The sequence below is a fragment of the Winogradskyella sp. genome, assembly GCF_045105575.1.
Taxonomy (GTDB): domain Bacteria; phylum Bacteroidota; class Bacteroidia; order Flavobacteriales; family Flavobacteriaceae; genus Winogradskyella.
Map to the genome: position 1 here is coordinate 22936 of NZ_JBGCDQ010000006.1, position 24881 is coordinate 47816.

Here is a 24881-nt window from a genome sequence, read left to right on the forward strand (position 1 = left end):
ATTTACCTACTGAAAACTGAGACTGTCAACTGTTAACTGAGAAATGGATACTAAAGAACTTCTAAAAAAAGTACGAAAAATAGAGATCAAGACACGTCGTTTGTCTGATCATATATTTGGAGGCGAATACCACTCGACTTTCAAAGGTCGTGGTATGACTTTTTCTGAAGTGCGCCAATACCAATTCGGTGATGATGTTAGAAATATAGATTGGAACGTTACCGCAAGAACCAATCAGCCACACATTAAAGTTTTTGAAGAAGAACGCGAGCTTACCATGATGCTTATGGCTGATGTCTCTGGAAGTAAATTATTTGGAACTCAGAATCAATTTAAAGACGAAATTGTAACTGAAATTTCAGCAACCTTAGCGTTTTCAGCTACTCAGAATAATGATAAAATCGGTTTGATTTTGTTTTCAGACGAGATTGAACTTTACATTCCGCCAAAAAAAGGACGTTCTCATGTCCTCAGGATTATACGAGAATTAATAGAGTTTAAGCCAAAAAGTAAAAAAACCAACGTTGCAGAAGCGTTTAAGTTTTTATCTAGCGTCATGAAAAAGAAAGCGATTGTTTTTGTGCTTTCAGATTTTGTGGCAGACGATTACAAACAGAATTTAAAAATTGCAGCCAACAGACACGATATCACAGGCATTCGAATTTACGATAAGCACGAAGAAACCATTCCAAATATTGGTATGGTGCAAATGGAAGATGAAGAAACAGGTGAAATGATGTTAGTCAACACAGCATCAAAAGCGGTGAGACAAAATTACAGCCAATATTATAACGACAAGGTGAATTATTTTAAAGAGAGCTTTACAAAATCTGGAGCAGGAGTTATTGATTGCCGTGTCGATGAAAGTTATGTAAAGAAGTTGTTGGGTTATTTTAAACGAAGAGGATAAGTGGATTTTAGATTTATGAATTACGATTTTAGATATAAAAATATAAACGCAATGGTGAACCGTCTTCGGTCTTCCATCTTCGGTCTATGTTCTATGTTCTATGTTCTTTTCTCATTAACTGCGTCAGCACAAGTCACATCCGAAGCCGACACCACAAAAATCAGAATCGGAGAGCAAATCACCTATAAAATTAACGTAGAAGCAGATTCTTTAGCATTGGTTGTATTTCCAGAAGGGCAAACCTTTATGCCTTTAGAAGCTGTTGAAGCTTTAAAAATTGATACCACAAAAAAAGCGTCTAAATTTTTATTGTCAAGAATTTACAAACTCACACAGTTCGATTCAGGAGTGTACACCATTCCACGTCAAAAAATCATCATTGGCGAAAAACCATTTTTTACAGATTCTTTAAAAGTTGCTGTCAACACTGTTGAAGTTGACACTACCAAACAAAAGCTCTTCGATATAAAACCTATTATAGAAGTTGAGAAGAGTGGTGGCAATTGGTGGAAATGGCTGTTAGGCATTTTGGCAATGATAGCTTTAGTAGCCTTTTTACTCTATTGGTTTATTTGGCGCAAAAAACCATTGACCGAAGAAGAAGAGATTGCCTTGTTACCGCCTTACGATCGTGCAAAATTAGCCTTGAAAAAACTCGATGAGAGTCAGTTTTTAATTCGTGCTGAGGTCAAAGAATATTATTCAGAATTAACCTTTATTATCAGAAAGTATCTTGATGAAAAAGTATATGATCGTGCTTTAGAAAGTACCACGTCAGAACTTATTAGCCGTCTTAATCTATTAAAAGATGGTAATCAAATTCCATTATCTCAAGAAACAATTCTTCATATTGAAAGCATTTTGCAACGTGCCGATTTAGTAAAGTTTGCAAAATCTGCACCAGATATGGCACTTGCAGAGATGGATAAAAAAACGATAGATAAAGCCATTGATAACGTTAAAGTGAGTTTGCCAGAGCCTTCGGAAGAAGAAAAGTTACTCGATCAGAAATACAAAGAAGAACAAGAACGTAAAAAGAAGCGCAGAAAAGTTTTTATTACAGTGGCCATTTCAATCTTTTTATTAATTGCGACGTTTGTCGGTTTCGGAATGAAATATGGTTTTGGCTACGTTAAGGATACCATTATTGGTCATGAAAGTAAATCGCTTTTAGAAGGTAATTGGGTAGAAAGCGCTTACGGATTTCCACCAATTTATATTGAAACACCACAAGTGTTAAAGCGTGAAGCTTATGAAGTTCCTGAGGAATATAAAGATAAACTGAGCACCACGTTATTTAGATATCTTTCGGAAAAAGCAGGCATAGATATTCAAGTAAGTACAACAACGTTTACAAATGCTTCAGATCCTAGTGGTCAAGGTGGTCAACCAAAACCATTAACAGATGAAGAAAAAGCAGCAGATTTAATGCGTGCTACAGAATCTTATCTAAAATTGTTAGAGTCTCAAGGAGCTAAAGATATTGCTGTAAAACGAGAGAAGTTTTCCACACCAAATGGTGCGGAAGGATTAAAAGTATATGGAACAAAAAATATCGTTCTCGATGCCAATGATGTAAGACCAGCTAATTACAAGCTCTTTTTATTTAGAGGAGACAATGTAAGACAGCAAATTATTTTAACGTGGCGAGGAGAGGATAATTATGCGGATGATATTATAGAGCGCATTGTAAATTCCATAGAGTTAAAACCAGACGAGGTCTTAGAAGAAGAGCAAGAATAATGTTGGAGAGTATAGAATTTTTAAATAAAGAATTATTTTGGTTGTTATTGCTTTTGCCAATAGCCATCATATGGTATGTCCTTAAGCATAGCCAACAAACGGCTGAATTAAAAATATCGAGTATTCAAGGATTTAAAGGCGGATCTGGTTTTTGGTCTAAATTCAAATATTTTCTTTTTGCATTACGTTTAATTGCTTTAGGCCTACTAATAACTGCGCTTGCAAGACCAAGAACGGTTGATGTTTCTACCAAAACTAAAACTACACGTGGTATCGATATCGTTATGGCAATTGATGTTTCGGCAAGTATGTTAGCAAAAGATTTGCGTCCTAACCGATTAGATGCTTTAAAGGAAGTAGCATCAGATTTTATAAACGGTCGTCCAAATGATCGTATTGGTTTGGTGGAGTACGCAGGTGAAGCGTATACCAAAACACCAATTACAAGCGATAAATCCATAGTACAACGTTCTCTAAGAGATATTAAATACAATACCATTATAGAAGGCGGAACTGCGATTGGTATGGGATTAGCAACTTCGGTAAACCGTTTAAAAGATAGTCGAGCAAAGAGTAAAGTCATTATTTTATTGACGGATGGTGTTAATAATTCAGGATTTATAGATCCTAAAATTGCAAGTGAATTGGCTGTGGAATTTGGCATTAAAGTCTATACCATTGGTTTAGGAACAAACGGTATGGCATTATCACCAAATGGCATTAATGCTAATGGAACATTTAGATACGGTCGAATGCAAGTAGAAATCGACGAACAATTATTAAAAGAGATTGCCGAAGAAACAGGTGGTAAATATTTTAGAGCAACAAATAATAAGAAGCTAGCAGAAATTTATAAGGAAATAAATAAGCTCGAAAAAACGGAAGTAGAAGAAAAGAAATATTACAATTACGAAGAAAAATACAGACCTCTAGTTTTGTTAGCAGGACTGTTATTATTGATAGAATTAATATTAAGAAATACACTATTTAGAAGCTTTGTTTAGAATTGACGAGAAAATATGGTTTTGGACCTTACTGGTAATCCCAGTGATTGTGTTGTTGTTTATATTACTTCAAATATGGAGGCGTTCTGCGCAGAAAAAATTTGCAGATTCAGCGTTATTAAAACGTTTAAGTCCAAACCAATCGCTTTTTAAAAGTGTTTTAAAAGTTTTAGTGCTTTGTGGAGCGTTTGCATGTTTCTCATTGGCCTTAGTCAACCCTAAAATTGGCACCAAATTAGAAACGGTTAGAAGTCAAGGAGTCGATATTGTATTCGCTGTCGATGTGTCTAAAAGTATGCTCGCTGAAGATATTGCACCTAACCGACTAGAAAAATCAAAACAACTAGTCACGCAAATTATTAATAGTTTGGCGAGTGATCGTGTTGGTATTATCGCCTATGCAGGCAAAGCATTTCCGCAATTGCCAATTACAACAGATTACGCTTCGGCTAAAATGTTTTTACAAAATATGAATACTGACATGCTATCGTCTCAAGGTACAGCCATTAGTGAAGCCATTCAGTTAGCAAAAACGTATTACGATAATGAAGAACAAGCCAATCGTGTGTTAATTATCATTTCAGATGGAGAAGATCACGATGGTGAAGCTCTTGATATAGCCGAAGAAGCCAATGAGCAAGGCATAAGAATTTTAACCGTTGGTGTTGGCGATATTAAAGGAGGGCCAATTCCTATAAAGCGAAATGGTGTTGTTCTCAATTATAAAAAAGATAATAATGGTGAAACGGTTATTACGAGATTAGATGAAACCACATTAAAAGAAATTGCAGCAGAAGCGAACGGAGTTTATATTAATGGAAGAAATACAAACGATGTTGTAGACGCTATTAAAGGTGAATTAGATAAAATGGATAAGCAAGAATTTGAATCGAAACAAATCGCAGATTTTAAAGATCAGTTTCAATGGTTTTTGGCTTTCGGAATTTTGTTAGTATTCATTGATATCTTCTTTTTAGAACGAAAAACAGCTTGGCTAAAGAAGTTAAACCTGTTTAATGAAGCCTCAATCTAAAGAATTAAAACTTTTAGAATTATTTTAACGCTAAGTAAGCCATGGCTTTAGTAATTTAGAGTTTGCTACAATAATAAACACATTATGAAGGGATACATATTATTTATAACACTTTTAGTGGTTAACTTAGGATTTTCGCAAGATATTGAAGCGCAACTGAAAGCAGAAAAAAATGCGACTAATTACGTCTATAAAGCCAATACATTATTAGAAGCGTCTAATTATGTAGAAGCTGAAATGGAATATAGAAAAGCAATTTCCGAAGCTCCAAGTAAAGCTGTTGGAGCATACAACTTATCACACTCTTATTACAAAAATGGCAGTTTAGATGAGGCGTTGTTCAGAAGTCAAGAAGCAGCAAAAAATGCCACAACGAAAGATGAAAAGCATAGAGTATTTCATAACATCGGAAATATTTTAATGAAAAATGAACAGTGTAAAGAAGCGGTTGAAGCCTTTAAAAATGCACTTAGAAACAATCCATCTGACGAAGAAACACGTTACAATTTGGCTTTAGCGAAAGAATGTGCCGAGCAACAAAAGCAAGATGGTGGTGGCGAAGATGATAAGGAAGACGAAAACAAGGACGAAGAAAAAGATAAAGAAGACGAGCAAAAGAAAGAAGACGAAAACAAAGACGATAAAGATAAAAAGGACGACCAAGATAAAAAGGACGAAGGTGATAAGGATAAGAAAGATGGTGACAAGGATGAAGATGAAGACGGAAAACCAAAAGACGATAAAAACGATGATGGCAAAGGTGACAAAGATAAAAAAGATCAGAACCAGAAACCAAAGCCACGACCAGGACAAATGTCTCCTCAACAAATGAAAAATATTTTAGAGGCCATGCAAAACCAAGAGCAGAAAGTTCAAGAAAAAATGAATGAGCAAAAGCAAAAAGGCGCTAAGGTAAAAACGGAAAAGGATTGGTAAATCGAATTACGATTGTTGAATTATGATTTATCTACTTGATAATCTTAAATCTGAAATCGACAAGAATACCTATGAAGATTAATATTAAAAATTATATATCACTCTTATTCTTAATACTTGCTACAAGTATCGCTTCTGCACAAGTAAAATTTGAAGCTAAAGTTAGCAAGAAGAAAGTAGGTCTTAATGAGCCATTTGTGATTTCTTTTATAATCAATAAAGACTCTATAGATTTTGAACCACCAGACTTCAAAGATTTTGTGTTAATGAGAAATTGGGAAAGTGTTTCTGAAGATTCTTTAAAAACAATTAATAACGAGTTTAAAAAAACTATTTATTTTAGACTAGTACCAAAAACTGCTGGAAAATTTTTAATTGAGAAAGCGCGTTTGATTTACAATAAAAATTTATACTTATCTGAAAATTTAGAGATTGAAGTCGTAAAAGAAGATGTTTATTTACCAAAAGAAGAGGAAACAATAGAATCTAAATTTAATAAAGGCGTTCACTTGGTAGGAGAACTCTCTGAGGCTAAAATATCGGTTAAAGATTCTTTGATTATAACTTATAAGTTATATATTTCTCCTGAAATAGGTGTCTCAAAATGGAAACTGATAGATGTGCCAGATTTCAAATTTTTTAAAACTCAATTTATCAAGAAAAATAATTTTGAAGTTTATAATGGAAAGTTTCATGGTAAAAGTTATAGATATGTAATACTCCAAAAAATAATAGTATCTCCTAGAGAGAAAGGTAAGTTTAATATATCAGCACTAAAACTTGGAATAGAAGCTGAGATACCTATGATAGGAGATGATATTAGAGGAAATGAAACTTTAATAAGTAAAGTAACTAGAACTATCAAGTCTAACCAATTAATTATAAATGTTAATTGATAATAATTCCGTATTCGGTAATGAAATCAATAAAAACTATATCGTTATTATTCTTAATACTTGCTACAAGTATCGCTTCTGCACAAGTAAAATTTGAAGCAACAGTGAGTAAGAAAAAATTGGGTATCAATGAGCGCTTGCGGATTGATTTTAAAATGAATAAAGATGGAGATAATTTTTCACCTCCAAGTTTTGCTGATTTTGACGTGGTTGGCGGACCAAATACCTCTTTAAGTAATTATTCTAGAAATGGAGTACGTTCCTATTCAAAGACCTATTCTTATTTTTTAGCACCTAAAAAACGTGGAAAATTTACCATAAAGCAAGCCACTATAGAAATAGATGGTGAAACCTACAAAACCTTTCCTATCACTATCAATGTTACTGCGGCTGTGAGTGCGCCTAATGGCAACGCTTCTGCTTCAGAAATTGCCTCAGAAAATGTACATTTAATTGCGGAAGTCAGTAATACAGATCCTTACTTAAATGAAGCCATTACTGTGGTTTATAAATTATACGTGTCTTTAGAAACAACAGTTACGGGCTGGCGTGAAAAAGACAATCCAAGGTATAACGATTTCTGGAGTCAGAATATAGAAGTAAAAGGGTTTGATGTAAAGAATGGTGAATTTAAAGGTAAGGAGTATCGCTATGTTGTGCTTAAAAAAGTAGTGCTTTATCCACAAAAAACAGGAGCTTTAAAACTAGAACCTTTAGTGTTAGACGTGAGTGTAGAAGTCCCAACCAAACGACGCGATATTTTTGGAAGACCCTTAATGACCAAAGTCCCTAAAATAGCCACAGCAGGAAGCAGAACAATCAACGTAAAACCTTTACCAGAACAAGGAAAACCGTCCGATTTTAAAGGTGCAGTGGGTGATTTTTCTTTTAAAGTAACGACGAGCAAAACCCAATTGAATGCCACGGAATCGCTACAAGCAAAAATAGAGGTTGCGGGAAAAGGAAATTTGAAGTTGTTTGAATTACCAAAACTTAATGTTCCAACCTCTTTAGAGGTGTACGAGCCAGAGCATCAAGAAAATGTCCGAACCAATTTAAGCGGAATGCAAGGTAATATTTCAGATACGTATACCATTGTGCCACAGTTTAGAGGAAAATACCCTATACCAAGTATTTCATTTTCGTATTTCAATCCTAAAACCGAAAGCTACAAACGAATGAGCTCAGATGAGATTGTCATCGATGTTCTTGAAGGACCAACCGCTGCGATTAACAACGCTGAAAATACAACAGCAAACGTAAAGCAGAGCGTTAATACAAATGCAAACTCTTTTGCCTTTATAAAAACAACAACGGATTTAACGTCTGTAGATACATCACAATTTTTTAAATCCAAAGGCTTTTGGTCGTTGATTTTATTGCCATTTTTAGCCATTCCTTTAGCCATAGTTATACGACGAAAAACCGATGAACGAAATGCCGATGTACAAGGAAATCGCACCCGAAAAGCAGATCGTTTGGCTAAAAAGTATTTAGGTGAAGCTAAAAAAGCACTTGGGCAAAAAGAAACTTTTTATTTGGCTTTAGAGAAAGCACTTCACAACTATTTAAAGGCAAAACTTAACATTGAAACGAGTGATTTTAATAAAGAAAAAATTGAAGAACTTTTGGTAAAGCGCAATGTTGAAGCGACTGTTGTTTCAGATTTTATTTCAATTTTAGAAAATTGTGAATTGGCACGTTACACGCCAATTACACAAGTCACCATGAAGAATGATTACGATAAAGCTGCCCAAACCATTTCATTAATTGATAAGCAACTGAAATAATATGAGAACAATTATAGTTTTACTTGTTTTTAGTTTAAGCATTTTTGGCTTTGCACAAAATAGTAGCACTTTTGAGTTGGCTAATGGTTTGTATAACGAAGGAAAGTATCAAGAAGCGATTGATGCCTATACTTCCATTTTAGAAGGTGATGTACACTCGGCAGAATTATATTTCAATCTTGGGAATGCCAATTACAAACTCAATAACATTGCACCAAGTATTTATTATTTTGAAAAAGCACTATTGTTAGCTCCTAACGATAAAGATATTCAGAATAATTTAGCCTTTGCTCAAAACATGACGATTGATGCGATTCAGAAAGTGCCTAAAGTTGGCTTTTCGAGAATTATCAATAATATCGTAAATACATTTCATACGGATACGTGGGCAAAAATGGCGATTGCTGGTGTCTTACTCTTTGTGTTGCTCTTCTTAATGTATCATTTTTCTTATGCAACATCAAAAAAGCGTATCGCATTTATAACCAGTATTGTCGGACTTTTAGTGGCATGCTTTTCTATAGCTATGGCATTTCAAAAAGACCATTTAGAGAAAAAGGATAATCCTGCCATAGTCTATGTTCAAGAAAGTAGAGTAATGTCTGAGGCCAATAAAACTTCAGAAGAGCTATTCCGACTGCATGAAGGCACTAAAATTCAGGTTTTAGAAACCTATGAGGATTGGCAAAAAATTCAATTATCTGATAATTCTATAGGTTGGATTCCATTAAAAGAGATTAAACTGTTGAAGGATTTTTAAAGTCAATAGGTATTTATTTTAAATTTAAAGAGTGTCTTATAGGCACTCTTTTTTGTTTCATTATAAATACATAAATAATATTTATCAATACCATTTAATATATAAATAAAAATTAATGAAATAGTTTTTTAACATTTGCACCAACAATTAATCCAAACCAAGAGATTTTATAGTTATGTCAACAACCAGTCATCTAGAAAATTTAAACAAAAAATCACTTTTATCTCAGTTTCTAATTCCGTTTACGTGGTGCATGTTTTTAGGAAGTGCAGCTACTATGATTTATTATTTTTCTGATTTCCCGAGTTGGACGTTTGGAGAACTCTTTCAAATTAATGGCTTTAGCATGGTGATTTGGGCAGTAGTAACGTTCTTTAGTGCTATTGTACAAATGTATGCCACCAATTATATGAAAGGATTTAAACGAAAACACAGCTTTCTATTGTATTGCTTGGCTTTTTCATTTTCAGTCATGCTGTTTGTTATTTCTAATCACATTGTTTTATTAATGTCCTTCTGGCTATTAATGGGATTAATAATGTCTAAATTAATTGGCATTGATTCAGAATGGAAAGAAGCGCAGCATGCTTCAAAATTTGCAAGACTCAATTATGTTGGCGGAGCCTTCTTTTTAGCGATTGCCCTTGGTGTTTTAGCTTATGGCACTGGCACTTATACTAAAAATGAGATACTTGCTAATTTAGACATGGTACCAAGTTGGATGAGCACAGTTTCAGCATTATGCATCATTGTTGCAGCTATTATTCAATCTGCAATTTTTCCATTTCATAAATGGTTGTTATCGGCAATGACGTCTCCAACTCCAGCATCTGCATTAATGCATGCAGGTTTTGTCAATGGATCTGGTATTTTGTTAACCATTTTTGCACCTTTATTATTTACAGCTAATGTGCTTTTATTAATCTTCATTATTGGAGGTTTAACAGCCATTGTAGCGCAGTTTAGCAAATTAATGCAAGTTAATGTAAAACAAAAGTTGGCCTGTTCAACTATTGCACAAATGAGTTTTATGGTGATGCAATGTGGTCTTGGGTTTTTTACAGCTGCCATTACGCACCTTATACTTCATGGATTTTACAAAGCCTTTTTGTTTCTTTCTGCAGGTGAAGAAATTAAAAATTCATTACCAAAACAGCCAGATACTATTGTTGTAAAGCCTTTACAGACGGTTATTATTGTGATTTCGGCAGTTCTCGGAGGTTTGCTTTTTGGATATATTACAGGAAAAGGATTAAGCCTAGACAGCGGACTCTTCCTTACGTTTATTGTAGCCATAACCGTCGGTCAGGTGGTGTATAACATTCTTAATCAAGCCAGTTTAGGAGTTACTCAAAAACTGATGGTCACCCCATTAATGATTGTTGCAGGTATTGGTATTTATGCCCTTGTGTTTAATGGTGTCACCATTTTAATGCACGATATGCCAATGGCGAATATGCCAATTGTATTAACACCAACGCATATTGTATTTGGTATTATTTTCTTAATCGGCTTCCATATAATGCTGTCTGGTGTGTATAGAAAAATACCTTGGCTCTATGTAAAGCTTATGAATATTTCGCAGCCTACTAGTAAATCAATTGTGTCTTTTAAATCAAAATAAGGATGACTAAGCAAGAACAAATTTCATTAAGTATAGCAGCTGCCTCACAACGCATTGGTACCACTTGGCCCTTATATTCGTTTGTAACATCTAACCCATTATCTGGTTACGAGAAATTACCTTTTGAAGAGGCTGTGCAAGAAGCTGGACGTTTTTTAAAGTCTAACGCTTATCCTACAGCAGCAATTTATAAACAAGCTTTTGATAAAAACGATATTGATACTAAGGTCTTATCTGAAATTTTAATAGAAAATGATTTACGTGAATCTCCAGAGGCATATTTGAACCTCATGGAGCGCGATGATCTTGTTGCCATTACTAAAACAACGTCTAAATTAGATGTTATGATGTCTAAATGGTTAGCGCAATTTATGGACGAAGGTTTAGCAGAATGGCAAATGCCTTATAAAGAAAAAGGGTTTTATAAAGCTTGGAAATCTTTGGTGATTTATGATAATGATATGGGAAGTTCGCGCTTAAAGAATTTACCAGATTCTAGTATTGAAGCGTTAAACCTCGTTTTAGATGGTTATAAAGATGTCAACTATAATGAACTATTTAGTGCACACATTGCAGCACTTTCTGGTTGGACAGGCTATATAAAACATAGAATTGATACCAATTCGGTTTGGCAACAACAATTTCCTATTACTATTGAAGACTATTTAGCAGTGCGATTAACCATTGCTAAGCACTTAAAAATGCCTTTAGAGATTTCAACGGAAACGAGCCATAATGAGACTTCTATGAAGTTGAAATACCTTTGGTTAAAAGCTTGGGAGAAAACGTTTCAAAACCGATTGATTTCAGATTTAGAAAATAGTAACAGTACAGAAACAAAGAACGCATCACCTGAGGCACAATTGGTGTTTTGTATCGATACAAGGTCTGAAATGATACGTCGACATGTCGAAAATGCAGGAAACTATGAAACTTATGGATATGCTGGTTTTTTCGGAATTGCAGCAGATTACCAACACTATCAGGAAGATATTAGCATTAAATCCTGTCCTCCAATTGTAGGATCTCCTTATAAGATTACCGAAAACCCGAATGAAGCATTAGCGCAACAAGCGACTGATTTTAAGGATGAAAAAAGAATGACTAAAGCTAAAACGCACATTCTAAAACGTCTTAAGAATATGTTACCATCGTCTTTTGGGTTTGTGGAAGGAGCAGGTGCTTTTTATGGCTTGTCTATAGTAGCGCAGTCTTTTGCACCACGTTGGTATTTCAAAATAAAAAATAGAAATAAAAGGAATTATGAGTCTTTTTGCGATCCTATAATCTCATATAATGGAGGTGATAAGCATCAGCAAGATGTGGTGACTCACGAAAAAGTGGCCATCGTAAAATCTGGATTCGATTTAATGGGTTGGGATGATTTTGCACCTTTAGTTGTATTTGCTGGTCATGGAAGCCATACCGCTAATAATCCATTTGGGTCTAGTTTAGATTGTGGTGCTTGTGCGGCAAGTCCTGGAAGACATAATGCCAGACTTTTAGCTACATTAGCAAATGATAAAGCGGTAAGAGCCGTTTTAAAATCAGAACATCACATTAATATTCCTGAAGACACCATTTTTATAGGTGCAGAGCATAATACCACTACGGACGAAATTGTACTCTTTGATGCTTTGGTACCAGAGACGCATCAACAAAAGTTAGGCAACTTAAAGAAAAATCTAGAAAAAGCACAGGAAACAGCAACAGCCGAACGTCTTATGGTCACTTCTGGAAGTGTAGCATTGGCGCAAAAGAAATCTCTAAATTGGGGAGAAACCAGACCAGAATGGGGTTTAGCAAAAAACGCAGCCTTTATAGTTGGGTCTAGAGACTTAACAGCCTCCATGAATTTAGATGGCAGATGTTTTTTACATTCTTACAATTGGAAAACAGATCCTGAAGGTGCTGCATTGGCAGGCATCATTGGAGGACCAATGGTAGTGACGCAATGGATTAATAACCACTATTATTTTAGTACTATCGATAATGACAAATTTGGAGGAGGTACTAAAATCACACACAATATTACAGGTCAATTTGGTGTAGTTCAAGGTAATGGAGGCGATCTAAAAATGGGATTACCATTACAATCGCTTAAAGCTTCAGATACAGAGATGTATCACCAACCTTTGCGGTTAACAGTTATTATTAATGCACCTTTAAATCGTGTAGAGTCTATTTTAAAACAAAACAGTCATCTACAAACGTTGTTAGATAATGAGTGGATTTATTTAAAAGTAATGGATAGTAATGATGGTAATCAATTTAAAAACTACAAGAAAAATTACAATTGGAGTATAGAAGGTGGTGATAATTCAAATGCATCCAGCATTAAGGAAACAGCACCTGTACTTGAAGAACTGAGTACGTTTTAATAATTTTTAAAAAGGAAATGATATGAAACAGAACAATAAGTATAAAATACTAGTCTTATCAGACTTAAAGGAACCGACAAAAAATGCCTTAAAAAATGCAGTTCAATTAGCAAAAACGATTGATGCTAATGTTGAGTTTTTCCATGTTAAAAAACCAACGGATATTGTAAGTACCGATAGTCAATTGTCTGCTATGCGAAGTATTAATAAAGAATATGTAATTACTGAAAAGAAAATTGAGAAGCTGGTAGCACCAATAATAGAAGGTGAAGCTATTGCTATAGACACCTCTTTCGTGTTTGGTAATGTTAAAAATGAAATTAAGAACCACATTAATAATGTACAACCAGATGTTATTATTTTGGGTAGTCGAAAACCAAAAGTTTTGAGTTTTATTGGTGATAAAATCACTGAGTTTGTCTCAAAATATCATAAGAAGACCACAATTATAGTTTCCACTGGTAAGCATTTCGATTTTGAAACCCTATTTTCTTTAGATGTTTTAAAACAAGAGCACCAAGTTATAGAAGCTTAATAAGAAGCATCTATTTTTTTAAACTAAGGCTAAAACCTTCATGAAGATTCGTACGAATTTTATGAGGGTTTTTGTTGTTTTATATAAGTTCTATTGTAAAGTTGTAAGCACCATATTTAGTTATTCTAAAAATTAGGTTAACTTCGGAAACTAATGATGCGATATTTTGAAACAAATCAACTGTTATTTGTCGGTTACAATATCTTAGATCAAATTAGAACATGAAGAATTTGTTTGCTAACATAAAGGGAGATGCCTTTGGTGGAATTACGGCTGGTATTGTGGCATTACCTTTAGCTTTGGCTTTTGGTGTATCGTCTGGTTTAGGTCCAGAAGCAGGCTTGTATGGAGCGATTTTTATCAGCTTTTTTGCAGCACTTTTTGGAGGTACAGCCACACAGATTTCAGGACCAACAGCACCAATGACGGCTGTGAGTATGGTCATTATTGCTGGGATTGTGGCTACAAATGATGGTAGTGTAGAAAAAGCGTTGCCAGCGATATTAACAGTCTTTGTTTTGGCTGGTTTAATGCAGATTGGGTTTGGCCTTATCGGTTTAGGTAAATATATTAGATATATTCCATATCCTGTTGTTTCTGGTTTTATGACGGCTATTGGAGTTATTATTTTGCTCACTCAAATTTTGCCGTCTATAGGGTATTATCCAAAAGAAGACGAAGCTTATGTTGAAAAATTTAAACCGCAAGCTGAAGAGCTAATTCTTGAAAATATTCTAAAGGAAGAAGCAGGAGAAGGTATTTTGGTTCTTGAAAATTTTGAAGAAACAATAAATCGTGCGCATCTCATTACATCAGATCAAATATTGAATGAATCGCAGACTTTAGCAGCGAAAGACGCCTCAGGTACTATTGGTGCATTAAAAGTATTACCAAGAGCTTTGAAACAAATTAACTGGTTAGAACTTTTACTAGCCTTAGGAACTATTATCATTATTTATGGTTTTAAGCGCATCACTAAAGTCATTCCAAGTACCTTAGTTGCCCTTGTAGTTATGTCTGGTATTGCGTACGGATTTAATTTAGGATACAGACCTATTGCCGAGATTCCAGGAGGTATTCCCACGCCAAAATTAGAGATGTTTACCAACTTTAGCTTAACCAGTATTACTCCTTACATTTTTACAGCTTTGGCTTTATCATTGTTAGGAGCCATAGATTCTTTATTAACTAGTGTTGTTGCCGATAATATGACCAAAACAAAACATAACCCAAATAAAGAACTCATTGGTCAAGGTATTGGTAATAGTATTGCTGCTGTATTTGGCGGTATTCCAGGAGCTGGCGCAACAATTAGAACCGTTGTTAACATTAATGCTGGTGGAAAAACAAAATTATCTGGAATGATTGCAGGAGTGATGTTACTCATCATTATGATAGCCTTGGGACCTGTTGCATCAAAAATTCCAGCTGCGGTGTTAGCAGGTATTTTAATTACTGTTGGAATTGGAGTGATGGATTATAAAGGCTTAAAAGCCATTCCGAGTTTGCCGAAAGATATCAATTTAGGGCCTTTAAAATTAAGTTCAGAAGTGTTGATAATGCTTATTGTTTTAGTCTTATCTACATTTTGGGATTTAATATATGCTGTGGGTATTGGACTAGTGATTGCATCGCTAATGTTTATGAAAAAAATAGGTGATTTAACAGGCGAACGCTCTGATGTGACCGCTCTAAAAGAAGAAGCTTGGCCAGATGAAGGTAATTTTCCTCAAAATTTAAAGGAAGAAGTGTTTATTAAACACCTAAAAGGACCCTTGTTTTTTGGATCTACTTCTGATTTTCAACAATTAACGCTTCAAATTCCAGATACGGCATCTACAGTGATTCTTAGATTAGGACGCATGCAATATATGGATCAGTCGGGTTTATATGCTATGGAAGATATGTTGTTAGAATTAAAAGCACGACAGGTTGAAGTATTATTCGTAGATTTATTGAAACAACCACGCTACATGATGGAGCGTATTGATATTATTCCAGATTTTGTTCCAGAAGAACATATTTTTAAATCCTTTAAAAATTGTTTAACATGGATAAAACAAAATATTAAAGACATACACTAAAACAAACACCACATGCCAAATACATACTACAGAAAACTACTCAGTAATAATAAAGAATGGGTAGAAGAAATGACCATTAAAGATAAAGATTATTTCGAAAATTTATCGAAAGGTCAAAAACCGCCAGTACTATGGATTGGTTGCGCAGATAGTAGAGTGCCAGCTAATGAAATTACAGGTACGCATCCTGGCGAATTATTTGTACATCGTAATATCGCCAACATGGTAGTGCACACAGATATGAATATGTTGAGTGTTTTAGATTATGCTGTTAATCATTTAGAGGTACAGCATGTTATTGTTTGTGGCCATTACGGTTGTGGAGGAGTGCAAGCAGCCATGCAAAACAAATCTTTAGGACTCATTAATAAATGGGTTAGAAATATTAAAGAAGTTTATAAAGACAATCTTACGGAGCTAAAAAAAATAGATTCAGATAAGAAACGTTTTGATCGTTTGGTAGAATTAAATGTAAAAGCTCAAGTTTACGATTTGGCTAAAACATCTATCGTTCAACAAAAGTGGAAGGATAAATCCGGACTGCAAATACACGGTTGGGTATATGACCTTCATGATGGAATTATCAAAGATTTAAAAGTTTCAATGGAAAGCGCAGAACATTTAAATGATGTTTTTAGATTAGATCTCGATTAGGTCATTTGAATAAACGCATAATAAATAGGCATACCTATGGTGATATTAAACGGGAACGTAATGCCTAAAGCCATTGGTATATAAATACCTGCATCTGCTCTAGGTTCGGCCAGTTTCATAGTTGCAGGTACCGCAATATAAGAGGCTCCAGCGCCAAGAATAGCAAATAACAAACGGTTGCCTTCACTTTCCGTGATGAATCCACTAAGATAAGCCACAACCAATCCATTAACTAATGGAACTAAAATTGCAAACAGAAATAGAGAAATTCCATGTTGCTTAAAGCCTTTAATTCGCTTGGCAGTTACCATTCCCATTTCTAAAAGGAATAGCGCCAAGAAGCCTTTAAAAATATCGGTTGTAAAAGGCTCAATGCCTCTAGCTTGCGTGGCATCTGCAATAAGACCTATAACCAAACTACCAATAAGCATCAGTACACTTCCACCTGTTAGAGAATGTTTTATAATAGAACCCATAGAACGTTCTTTAGGCTTCATTTTGTCATTCAACATAATTAAAATAACACCAACAATAATGGCAGGTGACTCCATAATAGCCATAATAGCCACCATATGTCCACCGAATGCAATGCCTTGAATTTCTAAAAAAGAGACTGCAGTTACAAAGGTAACAGCACTAACAGATCCATAAGCGGCTGCAATAGCTCCTGCGTTTGGCACTCCTACTTTTTTCTTAAGGATATAAAAAACATATAAAGGCACGGCTGCTGATAAGACTATTGCAAATAAGATTGAGTTCGATATTTCTGTATTAAAATCGCTATGAGAAAGTTCTTGACCACCCTTAAACCCAATAGCAAATAAAAGATAAAGTGAAATAAATTTTGATGAAGATTCCGGAATTTTCAAATCACTTTTTACCAACGTCGCAATAATGCCTAGTAAAAAGAATAACAAAACAGGATTAGTAATATTACTGATTAAAACATCAACATTCATACACTATGGGTTTTTAAAAACTCGGCAAAAGTAAATCTAATTATTCATAAATTTTTATTTAATTTTGTTATTCTAGGTATAAATAGTATTTATGAATTTTACGTTACATCAACTCAGGGTATTTACAGTTATTGTTCAAAATAAAAGCATTACAAAAGCCGCTAATGAGCTCAATATGACGCAACCAGCAGCGTCAATTCAATTAAGAAATTTTCAAGATCAGTTTGATATTCCTTTATCTGAAGTTATTGGTCGGCAATTTTATGTCACCGAATTTGGTAAAGAAATTTATCAAATAGCAGAACGTATTTTAGAACAGGTGAATACCATTCAGTATAAAACGGAAGCTTTTAAAGGTTTACTTTCAGGCAAGTTAAAAATCTCAGTGGTTTCAACAGGAAACTATGTGATGCCATTTTTTCTAAAGGGCTTTTTAAGAATGCATCCAGGCGTTGAGTTGGTTTTAGATGTGTCTAACAAAACACAAGTTATACGAGATTTAGAGAAGAATATTGTTGATTTTTCACTAGTAACCGTGAGTCCGCGGCATTTAAATATTGAAGAAGAATCGATTGTAGATAATAAGTTAGTACTGGTTGCAGCAAAGGATAATCCCGTAGACGATAAGATAAAATCAAAACAATTCTTTAAAACGACTCCTTTAATTTTTAGAGAAGAAGGATCTGGTACACGTTTTACCATGCAGCAATTTTTTAAAGAGGAACAAATTGAACCTAAAATAAAATTAGAACTAACGTCTAACGAAGCGATAAAACAAGCTTTAATTGCTGATATTGGCGTTTCTATTGTTGCACTTTTAAGTATTAAAAATGAATTAGAACAAAACGAACTAAAAATTGTACCTGTAAAAGGCTTACCATTACATTCTAATTGGAAATTGATTTGGCTTAAAAAGAAAACCCTTTCACCTGTAGCAGAGGCATTTTTAGACTACGTGAGGAAAGAAAAAGAAAATGTCTATAAAACCTATTTTAGCTGGACGGACGATTACTAAGCCGTATTACCATCATCAACAGTTTCTTCGTCATCACTTTTTATAATACTAGGAAAAATTGTTGGAGCTAAAGATTTTACAGGATGGTAGAGCATACTTTTTTCTAAATCCTCTTTTTCCATAAAAGGGAGTGTGTTGTTCATTTTATGAAACAAGGTTAAGACCACACTAAGTATCAATCCAAATTTTAAAGCACCAAAAACACCACCTGCCAGTTTATTAATAATGCCTAAAGCTGCAAAATCTGCGAGTTTTGTTAATGCTTTTCCTGCTAAACCAATTGCTAAAACAATGACGACAAACGTTATGGCAAAAGCCACAATATTAATGTTCTTTTCGTTCCAATCGACTTTTGCTTGTAAAAAATTAGCAGCAAAACCACTAAAGTGAATGGCACCATAAACACCCAAAACTAAGGCAAGTAAAGAGGCGACTTCGACAAATAAGCCTTTAAATAAGCCACGAATAAACCCAAATAGTAAAAGGGCTGCTAAAATAATATCAATAATACTCATACGTCTGGTGGTTTAGTCAAAAGTACATGAATTTTTTAAGTTGAAATTTATATCAATCAACTTAATAAAATTTTCGGACTAAGGACGTGTTTCCTTTTATGACATAAGTTTTTATAATGTTTATTTACAAAAATTTCTGTCTCTGAAAGAAACGTACATAAATTTTCTGATTTTAATAGTATAACGTAAATCAAGACCTTATAGTTTATTAACTTTGAAATCTGGAATAGAAGATGAATTTGAAGTTGAAAAACAACTTGAAATCTTCAATTTTAAACTTTGAACCAAAAAAATGGCAAGAGACGAACAATTAAAAGAACGCTGGGATTTGGTGGTAGACAAACTCTCTAATCAATTTGCAGATGGAGATAAACTAGATCTTGATTCTATAATATACCTCATTGGAGTCCAAGAATTAGGACAGATACATCGCGAATATAAAAAAGATCATAAACTCGATTTAATGCACATAGCCATATGCAAGGTGTTAACTCCTTATGGTTTTTATGAATTCGATTATGTTGATGATGATGGTTGGCCGCATTATAAAGTATTAGCACAATTGCCGCATCTCAAAGCTGGTGAGCAAAGTGTATTAATGAAAGAAGCTATTGTTAATTATTTTTTAGAAACGGATTATATTGAATAAACTAAGTATTTAAGTTATTGTGGAGACCTCACAGGTTTTTAATCCTGATTGCTATTGTGGACTGTGAGGTCTTTAACCAAAAAAATCATAAATTTACCGACTGAATAAAAGTGACTTAAATAATTCCGATTGCTATCGGAACAGCCTAAAGAACTCATGATAGACAAGATAAAAGAACTTATAGCCGAAGCCGAAGCCTTTAAAGCCCAATCTAAAGAAGAGGTAGAAGCGTTTAGAATTAAATATTTGGGTTCAAAAGGCCATTTAAAAGCGTTTTATGGCGAATTAAAAAATGTAGCGAACGATCAGAAACGTGAATTCGGACAAATTATCAACCAGCTTAAAAATACAGCCGAAGCCAAAGTCAATTCCTTAAAAGAAGCGCTCGAAAATGAAGAAGAGGATAAAGGAATTTATGGAGATTTATCACGTCCAAGTGAGCCTATAGCTCTAGGAGCACGTCATCCTATTTCTATTGTAAAAAATGATATTATTGATATCTTTTCGCGTATAGGGTTTAACGTAAGTGAAGGTCCAGAAATTGAAGATGATTGGCATAATTTTACGGCGTTGAATCTTCCAGAATACCATCCAGCAAGAGATATGCAGGACACCTTTTTTATTCAAACCGATCCCGATATTTTACTGCGTACGCATACGAGCTCTGTGCAAGTACGTTATATGGAAAATAACCAACCACCAATCCGTACTATTTCACCAGGTCGCGTGTATCGTAACGAAGCCATTTCGGCACGTTCGCATTGTTTCTTTCATCAGGTAGAAGGTTTGTATATTGATAAGGATGTGAGTTTTGCAGATTTAAAGCAAACGCTTCAATATTTTACGACAGAAATGTTTGGGAAATCTAAGATTAGATTGCGTCCATCGTACTTTCCATTTACAGAACCAAGTGCTGAGGTCGATGTGTATTGGGGACTGGAAACAGAAACCGATTATAAAATCACCAAAGGTACAGGTTGGTTAGAAATTATGGGTTGTGGAATGGTAGATCCTAATGTTTTAGATAACTGTGGTATTGATTCTAAGCAATATTCTGGTTTTGCTTTTGGCATGGGAATCGATCGTATTGCGATGCTCTTGAATCAGATTAGTGATATTAGATTGTTGAGCGAGAATGATGTTAGGTTCTTGGAGCAGTTTAAGTCGGCTTTATAAAAGCCCCTTTAATTCCCCAGAAGGGGAAACTCAATTCTAAAAAGGCTTCTTTTTTATAAAGGTTGAAGTATCAATGAAAAAAGACATAAAAATCCCAAAAGTAAAAGACGTATACGTCGCTGTGGTACAAGAGCAGCATCAAGAATACAAAACACAAGATTGGAATGCCTATATCATTAACAATAGCGATAATGATTTAGAAACCGTTTTAATTGTTACTAAAGGGTATACAGACAAAAAAATAACACCTGTAATGCGACATACCATTACAAAATTACCAGCAAGAAGTTACGCTAAGATTGAATACCTACAAGAAAAAGTCTTAGAACTCAACAATGAATTTAAAATCACGTTTTTTGAAGGCAACCAAATGTTTGATAAAACCTATTTGTTTAGAAAAAATACGATAAATACTAAGGCTTTGCAGACGATTCCTTTGATGCAATTGCGAGGTGTTTTGGTAAAATAGCTGTTAGCTCTTGGCAGTTCGCTAATAGCAAAAGGCTAATAGCCAAAAGCTAATAATTAATCCAGCTTATCCGTCAACTTCTTAAACACCTTCTTGGCATCCTTACCTTCATAAAGAATGGCATAAACCGCTTCTATAATTGGTAGTTGTGTTTTCTTTTTATTCTTTTTGTTGAGTTCGTGTGCACTTTTTGTGGCATAATAGCCTTCTGCAACCATGTTCATTTCCATTTGTGCAGATTTTACGGTGTAGCCTTTACCAATCATGTTGCCAAACATGCGATTTCGAGAAAACACCGAATAACCCGTAACTAATAAATCGCCCAAATAGGCTGAATTATTAATATTACGTTTCATCTTGTGCATTTTTTTGATAAAACGTTTCATTTCACGAATACCGTTACTCATTAACACACTCTGAAAATTGTCACCATAGCCTAATCCATGAGCAATTCCGGCTGCGATGGCATAAATATTTTTCAACATTACAGCGTATTCGATACCAATAATATCATCACTTATTTTCGTTTTTATGTAATCACTAGATAAATTATCTGCAATAGCTTGTGCTTTTTCAGCATCTGAGCAAGAAATGGTGAGATATGATAAACGCTCTAAAGCAACTTCTTCCGCGTGGCAAGGACCAGCAATAACTGCAATGTTTTCAAACGGAATTTTATAAACATCATGAAAATGTTCTCCCACTAACAATCCTGTTTCTGGCATAATGCCTTTTACAGCAGAAACCACAGTTTTATGACTAATATCAATAGTTAGTTTTTCGAGTTCAGCATGAATAAACGCAGAAGGAATCACAAAAATAAGCACGTCAGCCCAATCAGCAATTTCGTTAATATCATTACTTAGTTTAAGTTGTTCGGTTTTAAATTCTACCGAACTTAAATAACTGGGATTGTGTTGCTCTTTTAAAATGTGTTCTTTAGCGTAAACGCTTCGCATATACCAACCGACTTCATCTAAATTTTCACAAAGCATTTTCACAATGGCTGTGGCCCAGCTTCCTGCACCAAATACGGCATATTTTGTAGTGTTACTCATAAGATTGAAATCAATTTATACCTTCAAAAATAAGGAAAGTTTTAATGAAAGACGAATGTTACATTAAGCTTACTTGCGTTGAATTTATTTCAGTTTAGAAGTAGTAATAATTATGAGTTTTCTGCGTGAGATAAAAGAATTCCGCACAACGTTATAGAAACAAAATGCGCTACAAATTCCTCTTTGCAGCGCTGCGTTTTTGCACCAAAAATAGCGCAGAGCCAACTATCAAAATCATTTTTTGGCATACGTTTTGAATAGATATATAGTAATAACCTTAAAACCGTTAGATTATGAAAACTTTAAAACTACTCTTAGGATTTGCACTCAGTGCTACATTATTCACCTCATGTTATACAGAGGAACTTTATATTAACGATACTCCAGCTGTGTCATTAAATCAGTTACTAAATTCTTACGAATTATGGTATGTGGATATTAATGCTACACAAGGTTTTGGTGACACACCATTTATGCAAATCGCATTTACGTTATCTTTTGACAATGGTCGTTTATTTGCTAATAATAATTTAGTTGGTTTTGGTAGCCAAGGCAATGGATTTGGTGTACAAATAGGAAATTACGATGCCTATGATATGATTTTAGATGTTGACCATATTATAGATGGTTTTGACAGTTTTGATGTGTATCAAATAGATTTTAATACCATTGAATTATACAATCCATTTACTGATACGTCTTATTTTTTAGAGGGTTATCAAAGATCTAATTTCGATTATGATTTTATCTTTTACGATAATATTCATTATTTCTTACAAGAATATAACGCTTGGGAAAAAACAGCGACTAGTAATTTTGGAGCTTTAAATGAGTTTGACAGTGAGAATTTTTTACAGTTCTTATCTGGTGCAAATGACGATACATTTAGAAGTTCGCAAGATCAAAATATGAACAACATCTTTTGGGATTTTACAGGACGTTATGGAGTAGGAAATGTTCCAGGTACGATGTACCAAAAAACATTAACATTAGATTATGATTTCTTCAACAATGAATTCTTTGAACTCAACGTTATTAATGATAGTACAATAGAGTTGTTTCACGCAAATTCTGGTACAGTGTATGAATTTAGAGGAAGAGGCTACATTCAGTATTACAGAAATGCAAACACAGAAGGAAAATCTAGTACAGAAATAGATGAACCTAAGAAGCGTAAGCAAAGCACAAAAAAAGTAGAGAATACTAGAGAAAATACAAGAACATAAGAAACTAAATTTTGGTTGGTTATTTAGTTTCAAAACGCTCAGATAAAACGCTTGTTTTACTGGGCGTTTTTCTTTTTTTTTAAAATAAAATATATCTAAAGAGTAAACAACCGCTTCTAATAACAGTTCTTAAAATTTACAACCCTTTCAAAACAACTTCCAAATCTTCAATGCCATAAGGCTTAGCCATAATAATTTTGTCGGCACTCAAAAGAAAATACATTGGTGTTGCAGAAATACCATAGGTTTTTACAACTGGATTTTTCCATTTGTCTAAACCAATTTGGTGCACAAAATCGGGATAGTTTTTAATTTCAGCCTCCCAATTATTGTCAGCTTCTTCTAAGCCAAAGGCCACAACTTTTATATTGGGTTGATTGGCAACCATCGCTTTCACTTTTGGCAATTCGCTAAGGCAATGTCCGCAAGCACTACTCCAAAAAATAAGTAAATACTGTTCAGCACCTTCTAACTGATGTAAGTTGGTGTTTTTTCCGTTTGAAGTGATATCAAAATTAGGAGCTTTAGAACCTATGGATGTATTTTTATAAGAAATCACCATGTCTTTTAAAACGTTATTGTCTGTGGCTGTGGCTAACTCGAGTAAGTAATTAGTCGTAATATAATTAGCAACATCATGGTTGTCTTGATCTACAAAATGCTGCCAGAGCATTTCTAACAAACTGGTTTTAATAATTAAATCATTGCTATTAATAGCAGCTGCAACGTCATCTACATGCTGTTTATAAGTCGCATCACTTGGGTCTTTTACCATATTAAAGACATAAGCGGTAATGCGATCCACTAAGAAAGATGAACTTTGAAGCAGGTAATCACTAAAATCAATTTGATTTAAATAATGTGCTTTAAGGTTTTCAGAATAGCTAGAAAGATCCTCGTATTGTGCAGGAATATAAGGTCGGTTCGCTCTGATGAAACTTGAGACCAGCTTTCCGTTTGCTAATTCTTCATAACCCGTTTGCGTATCTTTTAAAGTTTTAAAAATAGATTGAAACCCTTTTTCGTCTTTGTTGTCTTTACCGTAATAATTGCTGATGGTTTGGTTAACCATATCAATACTTTTAAGATAGGAATTCCAAAGTTTATTTTCTTCAGACGTTGTAAAGTGGACGCCTTCTTTATAGCTAAAATTAAAAGCAACAGATTCTTTTCCATCGTAGATAAAATCGAAATTATTTTCTTCAGGCGGAATCGCATATACTATTTTATAGATACCAGCAGTGACTGATGAATCTAGTTGTATTTCAAAATTACCAAGACTATCTAGTTGTCCTCTGTTAACATAATTAGCACCTTCTGGAGTGGCCTTGTATAAAAATGCATATGTAAAATCTTCAACAGGTGAGAAGCTTCCTTTTACAGTCTGAGCAACTATTAATAATGGTAATGCCCAGAATATGATCACTAATTTTTTCATAATAAAATAGTATTGTACTGCTGATT

General features: G+C 34.2%; 23 protein-coding genes. 18 read left to right on the plus strand and 5 right to left on the minus strand.

Annotation, left to right across the window (positions count from 1 at the left end; translation table 11 throughout):
• Positions 1 to 43: 43 nt before the first annotated feature.
• The 13 genes from AB8B52_RS01085 (at position 44) to can (ending at position 16350) form a co-directional block, all read left to right on the plus strand.
• The gene (locus tag AB8B52_RS01085) at positions 44 to 910 is read left to right on the plus strand and encodes a DUF58 domain-containing protein (protein ID WP_406024377.1); all 867 of its coding nucleotides are present in this window, start codon (positions 44 to 46) and stop codon (positions 908 to 910) included.
• Between the two features lie 15 nt (positions 911 to 925).
• Positions 926 to 2653, plus strand: a complete 1728-nt coding sequence (locus AB8B52_RS01090; protein WP_406024378.1) for a hypothetical protein — start codon at positions 926 to 928, stop codon at positions 2651 to 2653.
• Positions 2653 to 3657, plus strand: coding sequence for a vWA domain-containing protein (locus AB8B52_RS01095; RefSeq protein WP_406024380.1), 1005 nt, complete (start codon positions 2653 to 2655; stop codon positions 3655 to 3657). The genes AB8B52_RS01090 and AB8B52_RS01095 overlap by 1 nt, the downstream gene beginning before the upstream one ends.
• A complete protein-coding gene (locus AB8B52_RS01100; RefSeq protein ID WP_406024382.1) occupies positions 3650 to 4690 on the plus strand; it encodes a VWA domain-containing protein in 1041 nt (346 codons plus the stop codon). The genes AB8B52_RS01095 and AB8B52_RS01100 overlap by 8 nt, the downstream gene beginning before the upstream one ends.
• An 84-nt stretch (positions 4691 to 4774) precedes the next feature.
• Positions 4775 to 5626: a tetratricopeptide repeat protein gene (locus tag AB8B52_RS01105; RefSeq protein ID WP_406024384.1), complete on the plus strand. Its 852-nt coding sequence runs from the start codon at positions 4775 to 4777 to the stop codon at positions 5624 to 5626.
• A gap of 71 nt (positions 5627 to 5697) precedes the next feature.
• Entirely contained in the window at positions 5698 to 6522 is an 825-nt protein-coding gene (locus AB8B52_RS01110; RefSeq protein WP_406024386.1) for a BatD family protein, read from the plus strand.
• A gap of 20 nt (positions 6523 to 6542) precedes the next feature.
• Positions 6543 to 8312 (plus strand): BatD family protein, encoded by a 1770-nt coding sequence (locus AB8B52_RS01115; RefSeq protein WP_406024388.1) that lies wholly within the window; start codon positions 6543 to 6545, stop codon positions 8310 to 8312.
• A gap of 1 nt (position 8313) precedes the next feature.
• On the plus strand, positions 8314 to 9072 hold the full coding sequence (locus AB8B52_RS01120; protein WP_406024390.1) for a tetratricopeptide repeat protein: 759 nt from the start codon (positions 8314 to 8316) through the stop codon (positions 9070 to 9072).
• 175 nt (positions 9073 to 9247) lie between these two features.
• A complete protein-coding gene (locus tag AB8B52_RS01125; RefSeq protein ID WP_406024392.1) occupies positions 9248 to 10696 on the plus strand; it encodes a proton-conducting transporter membrane subunit in 1449 nt (482 codons plus the stop codon).
• Positions 10697 to 10698: 2 nt separating this feature from the next.
• The gene (locus AB8B52_RS01130) at positions 10699 to 13077 is read left to right on the plus strand and encodes a DUF2309 domain-containing protein (protein ID WP_406024394.1); all 2379 of its coding nucleotides are present in this window, start codon (positions 10699 to 10701) and stop codon (positions 13075 to 13077) included.
• Positions 13078 to 13099: 22 nt separating this feature from the next.
• Entirely contained in the window at positions 13100 to 13612 is a 513-nt protein-coding gene (locus AB8B52_RS01135) for a universal stress protein (RefSeq protein ID WP_406024395.1), read from the plus strand.
• 221 nt (positions 13613 to 13833) lie between these two features.
• Positions 13834 to 15696 (plus strand): SulP family inorganic anion transporter, encoded by a 1863-nt coding sequence (locus AB8B52_RS01140; RefSeq protein WP_406024397.1) that lies wholly within the window; start codon positions 13834 to 13836, stop codon positions 15694 to 15696.
• Between the two features lie 12 nt (positions 15697 to 15708).
• A complete protein-coding gene (gene can, locus AB8B52_RS01145; protein WP_406024398.1) occupies positions 15709 to 16350 on the plus strand; it encodes a carbonate dehydratase in 642 nt (213 codons plus the stop codon).
• Here the strand turns inward: can and AB8B52_RS01150 are convergent.
• Entirely contained in the window at positions 16347 to 17309 is a 963-nt protein-coding gene (locus AB8B52_RS01150; protein WP_406024400.1) for a sodium-dependent bicarbonate transport family permease, read from the minus strand. The genes can and AB8B52_RS01150 overlap by 4 nt on opposite strands.
• A 91-nt stretch (positions 17310 to 17400) precedes the next feature.
• Here AB8B52_RS01150 and AB8B52_RS01155 point away from each other — a divergent pair, with 91 nt between their 5' ends.
• Entirely contained in the window at positions 17401 to 18324 is a 924-nt protein-coding gene (locus AB8B52_RS01155; RefSeq protein WP_406024402.1) for a LysR family transcriptional regulator, read from the plus strand.
• Here the strand turns inward: AB8B52_RS01155 and AB8B52_RS01160 are convergent.
• The gene (locus AB8B52_RS01160) at positions 18321 to 18839 is read right to left on the minus strand and encodes a CvpA family protein (protein ID WP_406024404.1); all 519 of its coding nucleotides are present in this window, start codon (positions 18837 to 18839) and stop codon (positions 18321 to 18323) included. The genes AB8B52_RS01155 and AB8B52_RS01160 overlap by 4 nt on opposite strands.
• 292 nt (positions 18840 to 19131) lie before the next feature.
• Between AB8B52_RS01160 and AB8B52_RS01165 the strand changes: the two genes are divergently transcribed.
• The 3 genes from AB8B52_RS01165 (at position 19132) to AB8B52_RS01175 (ending at position 21133) form a co-directional block, all read left to right on the plus strand.
• Positions 19132 to 19488: a hypothetical protein gene (locus AB8B52_RS01165; protein ID WP_406024406.1), complete on the plus strand. Its 357-nt coding sequence runs from the start codon at positions 19132 to 19134 to the stop codon at positions 19486 to 19488.
• Positions 19489 to 19644: 156 nt separating this feature from the next.
• The gene (locus AB8B52_RS01170) at positions 19645 to 20664 is read left to right on the plus strand and encodes a phenylalanine--tRNA ligase subunit alpha (RefSeq protein ID WP_406024408.1); all 1020 of its coding nucleotides are present in this window, start codon (positions 19645 to 19647) and stop codon (positions 20662 to 20664) included.
• Between the two features lie 73 nt (positions 20665 to 20737).
• Positions 20738 to 21133, plus strand: coding sequence for a hypothetical protein (locus tag AB8B52_RS01175; RefSeq protein ID WP_406024410.1), 396 nt, complete (start codon positions 20738 to 20740; stop codon positions 21131 to 21133).
• 56 nt (positions 21134 to 21189) lie between these two features.
• Here the strand turns inward: AB8B52_RS01175 and AB8B52_RS01180 are convergent, their stop codons facing one another.
• Together AB8B52_RS01180 and AB8B52_RS01185 are read right to left on the minus strand one after the other, a co-directional pair.
• The gene (locus AB8B52_RS01180) at positions 21190 to 22191 is read right to left on the minus strand and encodes an NAD(P)H-dependent glycerol-3-phosphate dehydrogenase (RefSeq protein ID WP_406024412.1); all 1002 of its coding nucleotides are present in this window, start codon (positions 22189 to 22191) and stop codon (positions 21190 to 21192) included.
• 110 nt (positions 22192 to 22301) lie between these two features.
• A complete protein-coding gene (locus AB8B52_RS01185) occupies positions 22302 to 22439 on the minus strand; it encodes a hypothetical protein (protein WP_406024414.1) in 138 nt (45 codons plus the stop codon).
• Between the two features lie 45 nt (positions 22440 to 22484).
• On the opposite strand from AB8B52_RS01185, the gene AB8B52_RS01190 reads away from it, so the two are divergent.
• On the plus strand, positions 22485 to 23417 hold the full coding sequence (locus tag AB8B52_RS01190; RefSeq protein ID WP_406024416.1) for a nicotinic acid mononucleotide adenyltransferase: 933 nt from the start codon (positions 22485 to 22487) through the stop codon (positions 23415 to 23417).
• Between the two features lie 136 nt (positions 23418 to 23553).
• On the opposite strand, the gene AB8B52_RS01195 is transcribed toward AB8B52_RS01190, so the two are convergent.
• A complete protein-coding gene (locus AB8B52_RS01195; protein ID WP_406024417.1) occupies positions 23554 to 24855 on the minus strand; it encodes a TlpA family protein disulfide reductase in 1302 nt (433 codons plus the stop codon).
• Between the last annotated feature and the right edge of the window lie 26 nt (positions 24856 to 24881).